General features: G+C 61.4%; 10 protein-coding genes and 1 pseudogene. 10 read left to right on the top strand and 1 reads right to left on the bottom strand.

Annotated elements, in window-relative coordinates; all coding sequences use genetic code 11:
• Nucleotides 1-176: 176 nt before the first annotated feature.
• On the top strand, nucleotides 177-1,895 hold the full coding sequence (locus DM806_RS25885) for an arylsulfatase (protein WP_179046015.1): 1,719 nt from the start codon (nucleotides 177-179) through the stop codon (nucleotides 1,893-1,895).
• A 295-nt stretch (nucleotides 1,896-2,190) separates the two neighbouring features.
• Here DM806_RS25885 and DM806_RS25880 read toward each other — a convergent pair whose 3' ends face one another.
• A complete protein-coding gene (locus DM806_RS25880; RefSeq protein ID WP_179046014.1) occupies nucleotides 2,191-2,940 on the bottom strand; it encodes a FadR/GntR family transcriptional regulator in 750 nt (249 codons plus the stop codon).
• A 152-nt stretch (nucleotides 2,941-3,092) separates the two neighbouring features.
• Between DM806_RS25880 and DM806_RS25875 the strand changes: the two genes are divergently transcribed.
• From DM806_RS25875 to DM806_RS27505, 9 genes and pseudogenes are all read left to right on the top strand, one after another.
• Nucleotides 3,093-4,247: a mandelate racemase/muconate lactonizing enzyme family protein gene (locus tag DM806_RS25875; RefSeq protein WP_179046013.1), complete on the top strand. Its 1,155-nt coding sequence runs from the start codon at nucleotides 3,093-3,095 to the stop codon at nucleotides 4,245-4,247.
• Nucleotides 4,247-5,521 carry an MFS transporter gene (locus DM806_RS25870; RefSeq protein ID WP_179046012.1) on the top strand — a complete coding sequence of 425 codons (1,275 nt, stop codon included), beginning with the start codon at nucleotides 4,247-4,249 and terminating at the stop codon, nucleotides 5,519-5,521. Before DM806_RS25875 ends, DM806_RS25870 begins: the two co-directional genes overlap by 1 nt.
• Nucleotides 5,522-5,602: 81 nt before the next feature.
• Nucleotides 5,603-8,344 carry a TonB-dependent receptor gene (locus tag DM806_RS25865; protein WP_218647664.1) on the top strand — a complete coding sequence of 914 codons (2,742 nt, stop codon included), beginning with the start codon at nucleotides 5,603-5,605 and terminating at the stop codon, nucleotides 8,342-8,344.
• A 55-nt stretch (nucleotides 8,345-8,399) separates the two neighbouring features.
• Entirely contained in the window at nucleotides 8,400-9,827 is a 1,428-nt protein-coding gene (locus DM806_RS25860; RefSeq protein WP_179046011.1) for a DUF1593 domain-containing protein, read from the top strand.
• Between the two features lie 66 nt (nucleotides 9,828-9,893).
• Complete coding sequence (locus tag DM806_RS25855) at nucleotides 9,894-10,769, top strand: helix-turn-helix domain-containing protein (RefSeq protein ID WP_179046046.1); 876 nt, start codon at nucleotides 9,894-9,896, stop codon at nucleotides 10,767-10,769.
• A 2-nt stretch (nucleotides 10,770-10,771) separates the two neighbouring features.
• The gene (locus DM806_RS25850) at nucleotides 10,772-10,993 is read left to right on the top strand and encodes a hypothetical protein (RefSeq protein WP_179046010.1); all 222 of its coding nucleotides are present in this window, start codon (nucleotides 10,772-10,774) and stop codon (nucleotides 10,991-10,993) included.
• Nucleotides 10,994-11,363: 370 nt separating this feature from the next.
• Nucleotides 11,364-11,690: pseudogene (locus tag DM806_RS27515) on the top strand (cyclic nucleotide-binding domain-containing protein); the annotation flags it as partial.
• Between the two features lie 126 nt (nucleotides 11,691-11,816).
• Complete coding sequence (locus tag DM806_RS27510) at nucleotides 11,817-12,059, top strand: helix-turn-helix domain-containing protein (RefSeq protein ID WP_256869519.1); 243 nt, start codon at nucleotides 11,817-11,819, stop codon at nucleotides 12,057-12,059.
• A gap of 72 nt (nucleotides 12,060-12,131) precedes the next feature.
• Nucleotides 12,132-12,307 (top strand): transposase (locus DM806_RS27505; RefSeq protein WP_256869518.1); only part of this gene is annotated, 176 nt, incomplete at its 3' end.

The following is a 12,307-nucleotide window of genomic DNA, read 5'->3' as shown; positions in this document are numbered from 1 at the left end:
CCCTTTTTGGCGACTGACAAGGTTGAGTCTTTCTCAATGGGGCGAGTAGAGAATTAACTGGACTACTGGCGAGACAGTTTTTCTATCAATACAGTAGACAATTGATTGCTTCGAATTCGCTATCCGCTCGCTTAGGCCCTGACTGTCATTCGGAATCGGATCAGGGAGAAGATCGGGTGAATAAGTATCTGAAATTATCTATTTTTCTCGCCGCCACGGCGTTATCCAGCGCATCTCCGGCGCGTGCGCAACCCGTCGCCCCCGCTGTCGCGCCCGCACCGGCGGCCCGCCAGCCCAATTTCCTGCTGATCGTGGCGGATGATCTGGGATGGTCCGATCTGGGTTCCTTTGGCGGCGAAATCCAGACTCCCAACCTGGACGCCATTGCAACGTCCGGCGTGCGGTTCACGGGTTTTCATACCGCCCCCACCTGTTCGCCGACCCGTTCGATGCTGCTGAGCGGAGTGGATAATCATCTGGCTGGCCTGGGCAGCATGGCCGAGGTTCTACAGCCCGACCAGACCGGTCAGCCCGGCTATGAGGGTTATCTCAACGATCGCGTCGCCTCGATTGCCGAACTGCTGCACCAGGGCGGCTACCGGACCTTGATGTCGGGTAAATGGCATCTTGGCCTGACGCCCGAACGCGGTCCGGCCGCGCGCGGCTTCGAGCAATCCTATGCACTGCTGCAAGGACTGGGCAATCATTTCGGCGCCGACCAGAATGAGGCGTGGAAAGCGATCAATGCCGCGCCGACCTATCGCGACAATGGAAAGCTCGTCAGCTATCCCAAGGGCCGCTTCTCGGCGGACTATTTCACGGATCGGTTGATCGGCTTCCTGGAGGCAGGCGCCCGGGACGCTCGTCCCTTCTTCGCCTATCTGCCCTATTCGACACCGCACTGGCCGCTTCAGGCGCCGCCGGAAGTGATCGCCAAATATAAGGGTCGCTATGACACCGGCTATGAAGCGTTGCGGGAAGCTCGTCTCAAGCGACAGAAAGAGCTGGGACTGGTCCCTGCGGATCTGGCGCCCCACGATTGGCAGGATGTGAAGCCCTGGGCAGCACTGACACCCGAAGAAAAAGCCATCGAATCCCGCAAGATGGAAGTCTATGCGGCAATGGTCGACCGAATGGATCAGAATGTTGGTCGGGTGGTCGACGCACTGAAGACGCTCGGTAAATATGACGACACGGTCATCATCTTCCTTGCCGACAACGGTCCCGAAGGTAATGTCATCGACGCACCGCACCAGGCCCTGCTGAAACCGGAAGGCAAGGCACAACTGGGCATCGACAACAGTATCGGAAATATCGGGACGGCGACATCCTATGTCGGTTACGGCCCCGGTTGGGCGCAGGCCAACAGTTCGCCGTCCTGGCTGGTGAAGGGCTACCCCACCGAAGGCGGTACGCGCGTCACGGCCTTCGCGGCCGGCCCCGGCGTTGCCGGACGGCGGATCGCCACGGGCTTCCTCAGCGTGACCGACATCGCCCCGACATTGCTCGACCTAGCGGGTCTCACCCAGCCGTCGACCTTCTCCGGCCACGCCATCCTGCCTTTTCAGGGGCATAGCCTGCGCCCTGTGCTCGACGGCGGTGCGAAAGAAGTCAGGCAACCGACGGAAGCGATCGGGACGGAACTGTTCTACCGGCGCGCGCTGCGCAAGGGTGACTGGAAGGCTGTCTATCTGCCCGCATCGGGCAGCGCCTATCCGCGCAACAGTGTCGGCACGGGCACATGGCAGCTTTTCAACGTCGCCCGGGATCCGGCGGAAGCCCATGACCTGGCAGGAAGCGAGCCTGCCAAGCTTCAGGAGCTGATCGCAGACTGGAACGACTATGCGAAGGACAAGGGCGTGATCATACCGTCCGCGAACAGCGCGAAGAAATAGGAAGATGGCGCCGGACGACCTGCGTATCCGCCTGCCTTACGGGTGGGCAGCTTGCAACGGCCGCTCCGGCACCGGCATGGCTGCGATATCTTGATCGCCCATGGGCGGGGCGGCTGAGATATCGCTACAGGCAATTTGACGACCGGCCGGCGTCAGTTCGATGGCAGTTCCTTCCGGTCATCGCGACGGCGCCGGATCGCTTTTCAGCGCTGCAACATCTGCGAACCCGGACCACCTGAACAACTTTGCCAGCCCAACGCCGACCGGACGCCGCGACATGCCAGAAAAACCGCGCCTATTTCGCGGCGTGCGAGCCGCGGCGCTTCGCCCAGGAGGATTCGATATGCTCGCGCATCGCACGCGCCGCGGCTTCCGGATCGCGGGCGACGATCGCATCGTGGATGCGACGATGCGCGGCCTGGGTTTCCCGCACATGATCCACGCTCAACCGCCCGGCATAGCCATGGGTATTGAGCGCCTTACCCTGGATCCCGTCGATAATCGCCTTGCTCAGCCGGTCGCCCGACATGCGCATGATGATATCGTGAAACTGGACATCTTCATGCACATAGGCGGCGGGCATTTCGACCAATCCCTCCAGTTTCTGTATCTGTGCGGTCAGTTCAGCCACGCTTTCAGGCGTCGCCTTCTTCGCGGCCTTCGCGGCCATGGACGCCTCCAGCGAGGACCGGATTTCCGATAGATTGTCGAGATAGGACAATCCGTCTTCACGTCGGAACAGCGCAGCCAGAATCATCGGGTCGAGCAGGTTCCAGTCGCGCGATTCGCGCACGATGGTCCCGCGTCCCTGTTGCGACACAACCAGCCCCTTCTCGGTAAGCGCGGTCGTTGCCTCGCGCACCACGGTGCGGCTGACGCCATAAAGGTCGCAGAGCATATTTTCCGGCGGCAGCGCGGTGCCCGCCGGATACATTTCGGTGACGATCGCATTGACCAGATCCTCGACCACCGCTTCGGCCAGCCGCGGACGCCGCCGCAGCCGCTGCGTTGCCGCCAGGGCTCCACCGCCCAGTCTATCCTGCATGTTTCTTCACGCCTTTTCTCATTCCCGCGCCCTGCACCGCGCCTTTTCGACGGTGGACCCGATTGACAAGCGTCGTCAAGACTTGTCAAACAACATAGATAATACATAATATGACTCGTAGCCGGCTGAGCCGGAGGGTAGAGGACATGGTGATGAAGATTACAGGCTATCGCAGCCTCACAGCCTATCATGACTGGCAGCGGCCGGTGGGTGACGTAAACGGCGTCGTCGAATCCGGCGTGACCGAGGTGCCGGTGCTGCTGCTTGAAACCGACGGCGGCCTAACCGGGCTGGGTCTGGGCCAGCATGCCGAAATCGATCGCCTCTTTCCGGCTGTAGAGGGTGCGGATCCGCGCGCGGTGTCCACCCTTTATGATTCCATGCTCGCACAGGTATTCAAAAGCGGCCATGCCGGCACGACCTTCGGCACGATCGCCGCGATCGATATGGCATTATGGGATCTCAAGGCCAAGATGGCCGACGAACCGCTCTGGCGCACCCTCGGCGCCGGGGACCGGTTCGTGCCGGGCTATGCTTCAGGCCTGTGTTACGGCCTGGATGACGATGCGTTCGCGCGCCATTATGACGCCTGGGCCGATCGCGGCTTTACCGCCGCGAAGATCAAGGGCGGGCGTGATCTCGACCGTGACATCGCTCGGCTGGAAAGGGTGCGCAACATCCTCTCGCGCAACAGTGACCGCCCTGCCCTGATGCTCGACGTCAATGAAGCCTGGAACTGCAAGCAGGCGATCCGCCATCTGAACGAGATCGAGAAAAGGATCGACCTCACCTGGATCGAGGAACCGGTGCGCCGCTGGGACGCGGTCGGTCATGCGGCAATCTCCCGCGCTGTGAAGGCCGCGGTCGCCACGGGCGAAAATCTCACCGGCCTGGAACAATATGCACCATTGTTCGACGCACGCGCAGTCGACATCGTGCAGTCCGGCAGCATATGGGGCATCACCCACTTCCACCGCGTCGCGATGGCTGCCCATGCGCGCGGCCTGCCGGTGTCGCCGGTCGCCTATAATGCCAACCCGGTCGCCCATGCCGCCGCGGCGGTGCCCAACATGATCGGTATGGAAGTGCAGGATTTCGGCTTTCCGACCGGTTTCGACGTGGATCAGCAGATCATGGACGGCGGCATCGTGCTGGGCGACCGGCCGGGTCTGGGAATCCTGATCGACGAAGCCGCGATCGCACAAAGCGTTGCGGGCAATGGCTGGAATGTTCGTGGCGGGCCGCATCGACGACCACGCGACGCAGGGCTGCGCCTCGTCCCCGAGAGCCGCCGGGCAGCCGACTGATGCGCAGCCTGTCCCCGTCTCCCGCAGAACAGCCATCGTCAGCCTGGGTGACGGGCGCGGCGCGCACGCGGCTGCAACTGTCGCTGATGGTCAATTTCTTCCTGCTGATGGCGCTTTACAGCGGCGTCCTCGGTGTGCTGCTGCCTAACCAGATCGCCGAACTGTCGCCGGGCGCGAAAGAAACCAACCTCGCGCTGCTGTTCGCCATCACCTCCATTTTCTCGACACTGGCCACGCCGATCGCAGGCGCCCTGTCGGATCGGACCCGCAGTCGCTGGGGGCGCCGCGCACCATGGATCGCCATCGCATCGCTGATCGGATCGCTCTGCCTGTTCGGCGTATCGTGGATGACTGGCTTCTGGTCGCTGATGGTCCTTTGGGTCATGGCGGCCGTGGCTTACAACTGCATGCAGCCGGCGATGACGACCCTGATCGCAGACCGCTTCGCCCCCGTCTCGCGCGGCGCCGTGTCGGGTATTGTCGGCGCGGGCATGACCGCTGGATTGACGGCGGGCACGGTTGTCGCGGGCTATCTCGCCGGAGAACGCATATTGGCCTATGGCCTGTTCGCTGGCGCCATAGCGGCATCCTGCATCGCTTTCGTCGCGCTGAATCGCGAACCGCCAAGCGACGCGACGCCCCGTCGACCGATGCATTGGGGCAGTTTTCTCAAAAGCTTCTGGATCAGTCCGCGCGAGCATCCCGATTTCGCCTGGGCCTTCGCCAGTCGCTTCACCATTTACATGGGCTATCAGGCGGTCGCGGCCTATCTGCTCTACATCCTGCGCGATTATATCGGGCTTGGCGACGGCGAGTCGAACATCGCCATAGCCAATATGGCGCTTGTCACTCTGGTCTGCCTCGTCATCTCTTCGCTTGTGTCCGGCTGGCTCTCGGACCGCTGGCAGCGGCGGAAGCCATTTGTCATATTGGGCAGCCTGATCATGGGCGTGGCCATGTCCGCGCCGTTGCTGGCGCCCTCCATGGCCGGAATGTGGGTTTACGCCGGGGTGATCGGCATCGGCTATGGCATGTTCATGTCGATCGACATGGCGCTGATGACGCAGGTGCTGCCGAAAAGCGCGTTAGGGGACGAGGGCAAGGATCTGGGCGTGCTGACCACCGCGGTCAACATCCCGCAGATCATCAGTCCGGTCATGGCGGCCATTTTGCTGACCCTTTTTCAGAATGACTATCGTGCAATCTTTATCGCCGCGCTGCTGTTCGTGTTCGGATCGGCGCTCTGCGTGCTGCCGATCCGCAGCGTTCGTTAATTCATATTATGTATTACGTAATTTGACATATGCATTGGCTTGCGCCATAAGCGACATCAATAAACATAGGGAGAGTGGAAGATGAGGAAGGTGGGTAAGGTCCGTCTTGCGACCATGGTGGCGGCATCGGGCCTGGCACTGGCCATCGGCAGCGCGGCCACCGCACAACAGACAGCCGCAGCCCAAGGCAACGAGCCGACGACAGAAGACATCATCGTCACCGGCATCCGCGCCAGCCAGAAAGCATCGATCGACATCAAGCGCGACTCCGTCGCTGTGGTCGACTCGATCGTTGCGGAAGACCTGGGCAAGCTGCCCGACCAGAATGTCGCCGAATCCCTCCAGCGCGTGGCCGGCGTAACGATCGAGCGCAACCGCGGCGAAGGGCGTTACATCACCGTTCGCGGCTTCGGTCCCAAGTTCAACGCCGTCACCGTCAATGGCCGCACGCTGGCTACCGACAATAATGGCCGCGAATTTTCCTTCGACGTGCTGCCGTCCGAAATCATCGCCGGCGCCGACGTATTCAAATCGCCCCAGGCCAATCTCAACGGCTCCTCGATCGGTGCCACCGTCGACGTCCATACGCTTCGCCCGATCGACCAGAAGGAACAATTCGCCTTCAGCGCATCGGCTGGACAAATGTGGGCGGAACTGGCCGACAAGTTCAATCCCGAAGTGTCCGGCGTCGCGTCCTGGCGCAATGCCGACCGGACGATCGGCATCTCCCTGTCGGGCGTCTATACCAAGCGCGATACGCGTAACGACGAATTCACTATCGGCGCGGGCCATGTGCGCCGGTCGAGCACCGACTCCTACTATCGCGCCAATGGCGTGAATGGCGCGCGCATCGGACCGGGCGTCGCGCCCTTCACCAATGTGTCGATGCCCTCCAACCTATCGCCCTTCTTCTTCGAGCGCGGACTGGAGCGTTATGGCTTCTCCGGATCTCTCCAGGTCCGTCCGACCGACACGCTGACGGTGACGCTGGACGGCCTCTATTCCAAGGCCAAGTTCACCGAGCAGCAGACCGGCCTCGCCTATGACTTTTCGGGCGGAACCCTGGTCGAGCAGGTCGTCGAGGATGGCGAAGCCGTCTATCAGCGTTATCAGGGCGGCTTCGTCGACCAGATCCTGCAATATGACCAGCGCAACGTCACCACCGACCAGTTCGGGGTCAATGTCGAATGGAAGCCGGTCGACACTTTCAAGCTCAAGCTGGACGCGTCCCGATCCAAGGCCGAACGGCGCGGCAAGGAGAATAACCTCTTCACCACCATCCGCCGCAAGAATATCGACCTCTGGTTCGATCGGCGGGGTGGCAATCCAATCTACGACTATGGCTTCACCAGCCCCAATTATCCCAATGCCGCAACCAATCCGCAGGGCATTACCGCCCATTATTATATCTGGGGCGGCGGCACCGACGTCGACGACAAGATCAGCGAATATCGTGCCGATACCGAATGGAATGCTACGTCAAACCTGACATTCTTCGCCGGCGGCATGATCGCCAACCGCAAGAAGACGCTGACTGCCGACGAAATGCCTTTTGGCGAGCAATGCGCCTATTGCGGGTCCGACCGTGTGCTGCCGACATCCCTGTTCAGCCCGACCAACCGCAACTTCTTCCAAGGTGGCGGCCCCGACAATATCATCCGCGACTGGGTCATCTACAATCCGCAGCAGCTGGTCCAGCTGATTGACCAATATGCGGCGCAGGACGGCAAGGCGTTCAACCCCGCGGTCTTCTCGCCCTCGGCGTCCTCCGTGGTCGATGAGAAGGTACGGATCGGCTATGTCATGGCTAATTTCGAAACCAGCCTGGGGTCGATGCCACTGACCATCAATGCCGGCGTCCGGTATGAAGATACCGACTATACCTCATCGGGCGCGTCCCGCACCATCATCAGCGCGAAACCGCGCGTCGATGCAAATGGCAACCCGACCGGCCAGAACGACATCATCGTGTCGGGTGTGGTTCCGGTCAGCTTCCGCGGCAAATATCACGACTGGCTACCGTCACTGAACCTCAAGCTGGAGGTGGCCGACGATCTGATCCTGCGCCTCGCCGCGTCGAAGGTGATGACGCGCCCGACGCTGACCGACCTGTCGCCGCGCCAGACGATCCAGACCAATCCGGGCAATGAGACGATCCGTCGCGGCAATCCGGACCTCCTGCCCTTCCGCGCCAAGCAGGTCGAAGCGGGTGCCGAATGGTATTTCGCCGACTCCTCGCTCCTGTCCTTCGCGGCCTTCTACAAGAAGATCGACTCCTTCGTGACGCTGATCACCACGCCGCAAAAGGTGGATGAGGTCACATTCCAGGTGACGGTGCCTGGCAATGGCAAGGGCGCGACCGTGAAGGGCTTTGAGGTCGGCTATCGCCAGGCCTTCTCAAGCCTGCCCGCGCCGTTCGACGGACTGGGCGTTCAGACCAGCTTCAACTATACAAAGTCGAATGCCCGTTATGAAAATGCCGTCGCCAATGTGTCCTTCGGTCTCGAAGGCCTGTCCAAATATAGCTACAGTCTGGTCGGCTTCTACGAGAAGAGTGGTATTCAGGCGCGCGTCGCTTATACTTGGCGCGACAATTTCCTTCAGGTCGCGTCGGGACGCAACGGCGAACCGGAATATTTCAACGCCTATGGCCAGCTCGATGCCGGCCTGTCCTTCGAGGTGACGCCCAACTTCACCATCTTTGCCGACGCGATCAACCTGAACAACGCCAAGGAGTTCATCTACTCCGTCAGCGAGGATCGGACGAAGGAATATCGCAAGACCGGTCGTCGCCTGTCGGGCGGCGTGCGGGTGCGGTTCTGATACTGGGGGACGGGGCAAACATGCTCCGTCCCTTCATCATGCAAGGGAATCATCCATGACATTCGGCTGGGCTTCTCTATGCGCCCTTGCATTGGCGTCGCTGCCGGCCACGAGTTCCACCCAGCCGGCCAAGCAAGTCACGGAAATCCTGCCCCGGTCGCGCATCATCATACTCACCGATGTCGGTTCCGACCCGGACGACATGGAGTCCATGGTGCGTTTCCTCCTTTATGCCAACGAGTTCGACATTGAGGCACTGGTGCCGTCCACTTCGCGGCATCTGAAAGACAGCGTTCATCCAGAACAGATATTGCAGCGGATAGACGCCTATGAACAGGTACTGCCCAATCTCAAGGCGCATGCGCAGGGCTGGCCAAGCGCAGAGGCCCTGCGCGCTGCGGTAAAGCCGGGGCGACCCGAATATGGCATGGCCGGGGTCGGCCCGGGCAAGGACACGCCTGCATCCGAAGCGATCATCGCTGCCGTAGACAAGCCAGACTCCCGGCCGATATGGATCACGGTCTGGGGTGGCGCGGTAGACCTCGCGCAGGCATTGTGGAAGATCCGGGAAACCCGCAAGCCGGACGACATCGCCAGATTCGTGGCGAAACTGCGCGTCTATTCCATCTCGGACCAGGATAATGCCGGCCCCTGGGTCCGTCGCTATTTCCCCGACCTGTTCTGGATCGTCAGCCTGACCGCGCACCGCCACTATAATCTCTCCACCTGGGGCGGCATATCGGGCGACCGCATGTATTATTTCGACGGCCCTGACTTTACCACCGTCTCCAAGGAATGGCTGCGCGAAAATATTCAGATCGGCCCGCTTGGCTCGCTCTATCCCAATTATGAATTCATGATGGAGGGAGACACGCCCAGCTTCCTCTACCTCATCCCCAACGGCCTCGGCCATCCGGAGCATCCCGATTATGGCAGTTGGGGCGGGCGCTATGGCAAGATTTCGGAATGGGACGGCATCTGGACCGACACCAGCGATCTCGTCACCGGTGCGGATGGCCGCACTTATCAGACCAACAAGGCTACCATATGGCGCTGGCGCGACGCCTTCCAGAATGACTTCGCCGCGCGCATTCAATGGTCGCTGCAGGCAAGCTACAAAGGCGCGAACCATGCGCCCCGGCTTGTCTTGAACGGGGTTGCAGGGAATGCGCCGGTCGAACTGACGGCAAAACCCGGCAATGTCGTGCACCTTTCCACCGCCGGATCACGCGATCCTGATGGCGACAGGGTCGATTATGCCTGGTGGCAATATCGCGAATCCGAAGCGACCAATCGCAGCCCACGCGTGGAATTGCAGCGCGGCGATCCGGTCGAAACCCGCTTCGTCGTTCCTTCCGTCGAAGAACCGACCCGCTTCCACATCATTCTGGAAGCCCGCGATCACGGCAAGCCTGCCCTCACTTCCTATCGTCGCGCGATCATCACCATATCGCCCGGCACCGACCCGCCGGTCCGCCCTTAGCGGGAGCAGTCATTCGGGATGAGCCGCGACATTGTTGCCTCGGCCGATCCAAACTATGGTCGGGCCATGTCGACCGCGTCTGTTCCCAGTTTCTATCTTTATGGCGAGCCCCAGCGTAGCGTGGCTGAAGGTTTCGTGCATGTCGAAAGCCTGGACGATCGCTCGCGCCCGAGCGAATGGACGATCCGGCCGCATGTCCATCACGATCTCAACCATATCATCCTGATCGCCGAGGGCGGCGGCGCGATGCAGGCGGAGGCGGTTCAGCTCTCCTTCGAAGCGCCCTGCCTGCTGCTGATCCCGGCGGGAATCGTCCATGGCTTCACCTGGCACCGGGAGTCGCGCGGGTATGTTACCACCATCGCCGCCAGCTACCTCCGTCATCTCGTCACTCGAGACACCGACCTCACGCCGCTCTTTGCCCGTCCCCATGCCGTCATGCTTCCGCAAGAGGATGGATCGGATGCCGAAGCCGCGATTGCGCGGATGACCAGGGAACTGGGATGGTCCGGCCCCGGCCAGCGTGCTGCCGTCGAGGCCGCGCTGTTGCTGCTCATGGTGCTCGCTCTGCGCCATGCGACGCTGGCGGAGGCTATGCAGCAGGGCACTGCTCGACAGGCTGCGCTGGTCGCGCGGTTGCGCGAACGGATCGAGCAGCGCTTCCGTCAACGCGAGTCCGTTTCTGATCAGGCCAGGGCGCTCGGAACCAGCCTCACCGCCCTGCGCCAGGCATGTGCACGCGTCGCCAATAGTTCGCCCGCGCAGATACTTGACGATCGCGCCCTACTGGAAGCGCGTCGCCTGCTCGTCTATTCGCAACTATCGGTAACCGAAATCGCCTATGCCGTGGGCTTTGAAGACCCCGCCTATTTTTCCCGATTTTTCACCCGTCATATCGGCCAGTCGCCCAAGGCCTGGCGTGACAGCCGACGGCAATCCTGACCATGGCAGAGGAAGACACGCTTTCGATCCGAAACATCCTCGATCGCGTCCGCACGCCGGCGAACAATCCGGTCGCCCGCGCCCGCCACATGGTCGAGCAGCATGTCCCCCCGGAACGGCGCGGACCGGGTTGGGACCGTCATTGGCGCGAACTTGAGGCATATCTTGATCTCCCCGGCCACTGGTCGCTGCAGGATCCGGCAGGAATGAAGGACGAAGAATGAGGATATCGATGTTCGAACCCTCCGATCGCGCAGTTATTGACCGCCCGCCTTTTGCGCTGCTGATGCGCGTGGCACCCTATCAACCATAGGCGGCTGTAGCGGAGGCAAGAACCGCGTGATTCCTCGCGCCCGGCGCAACGATCGAAAGCGCGTGCCTGACCGATCCCACGGGCCGGATTGACCTGTCATAAAACGGCAGAAAATAGCCCGGAGACGATGCCTCCGGGCCAGGAGAAAGGCTGCTCTATCCGAGCGTCCTTCGGGTCGCTCGGTTCTCTTACGCCAAGCAGCGCGCCTCGGCCGTGATGTAGATCACATCTTCCCCAGGATCTTTTCGTCCTTACCTATTTTCCTTGCGGGACATTGGGTTATGCCGGAGCTAGGATCAGCAATGACGTCAGGGGCACGGATCTTGGATCGGGAAGACCAGATTGAAGTGATGAGCGCGGTTTTTCGGTGCGACCGAGACGCCGCAGAGTCGCTTCGACATGTCTTCATTCCCCAGCGCAGCGCCGCAAAACAGATATTGGCCCGCCAGGGCGAGGCCTCCTTTCACTGCTGGCTTGTCATCGAAGGATATGTCGCCATCCAGACATTCGGGCTGGAAGGGCAACGGCAGCAACTGGCACGACATGGTCCCGGAGAATTTTTCGGCGCCTATCCATCGGCCACGACATGTCGGGCGGAGATCGAAGTGCTGGTCGACACGCTCCTGCTTCGTGCCGATACCCTTGCGCTTGCAGCGCTCGTGGCCACGGATGCCCAGATCGGCGCAGGAATGGCCGGACTGCTCGCCCGCCAGCTCGATCATGCCTTGGATCGCATGGCAACCCGGTCGACCTATAGCGCCGCCGGGCGCGTCTATAGCGAACTGTTGGCGCTGGCAGGTGAACGGGATCATGTCGCCCCTGCACCGCAAATCACCACATTGGCCATGAGCGCAGGTACGACCCGGGAAACCGCATCGCGGGCCGTGGCGGCCTTGATCCGCCGCGGGATCATAAGCCGGGAAGACGGCAAGCTGATCATCCACGCCCCTCGCATGCTCCGCGAACTGATCATCTAGGCTCAGGACCTATTAAATCGCTTGTCGAGCAAGCGATGGGTTAATTCAATGGCGGCGTGAGGAGGCGTCGTCATGAGTGATCTGATCTGGCTGTCGGAGGCGCAGATGCGCCGGATCGAGCCATATTTTCCTTTGTCACACGGGGTGCCACGGGTGGACGACCGTCGGATTATCAGCGGTATCATCTTCGTGATCAGGAATGGCTTGCGATGGCGCGATGCGCCGGCCGACTATGGTCCGCCGAAGAC

This window comes from Sphingobium lactosutens (genome assembly GCF_013393185.1).
Taxonomy (GTDB): Bacteria; Pseudomonadota; Alphaproteobacteria; order Sphingomonadales; family Sphingomonadaceae; genus Sphingobium; species Sphingobium lactosutens_A.
The sequence above is the reverse complement of the archived record's forward strand: the minus strand, read 5'-3'. Positions and strand labels throughout refer to the sequence as shown.

What these genes read in the sequence shown, in the direction of transcription:
- DM806_RS25865 (WP_218647664.1), top strand. Translation starts at nt 5,603, where the DNA reads ATGAGGAAGGTGGGTAAGGTCCGTCTTGCGACCATGGTGGCGGCATCG.
- DM806_RS25860 (WP_179046011.1), top strand. Translation starts at nt 8,400, where the DNA reads ATGACATTCGGCTGGGCTTCTCTATGCGCCCTTGCATTGGCGTCGCTG.
- DM806_RS25880 (WP_179046014.1), bottom strand. Translation starts at nt 2,940, where the DNA reads ATGCAGGATAGACTGGGCGGTGGAGCCCTGGCGGCAACGCAGCGGCTG.
- DM806_RS25855 (WP_179046046.1), top strand. Translation starts at nt 9,894, where the DNA reads ATGTCGACCGCGTCTGTTCCCAGTTTCTATCTTTATGGCGAGCCCCAG.
- DM806_RS27510 (WP_256869519.1), top strand. Translation starts at nt 11,817, where the DNA reads ATGGCAACCCGGTCGACCTATAGCGCCGCCGGGCGCGTCTATAGCGAA.
- DM806_RS25870 (WP_179046012.1), top strand. Translation starts at nt 4,247, where the DNA reads ATGCGCAGCCTGTCCCCGTCTCCCGCAGAACAGCCATCGTCAGCCTGG.
- DM806_RS25850 (WP_179046010.1), top strand. Translation starts at nt 10,772, where the DNA reads ATGGCAGAGGAAGACACGCTTTCGATCCGAAACATCCTCGATCGCGTC.
- DM806_RS25875 (WP_179046013.1), top strand. Translation starts at nt 3,093, where the DNA reads ATGAAGATTACAGGCTATCGCAGCCTCACAGCCTATCATGACTGGCAG.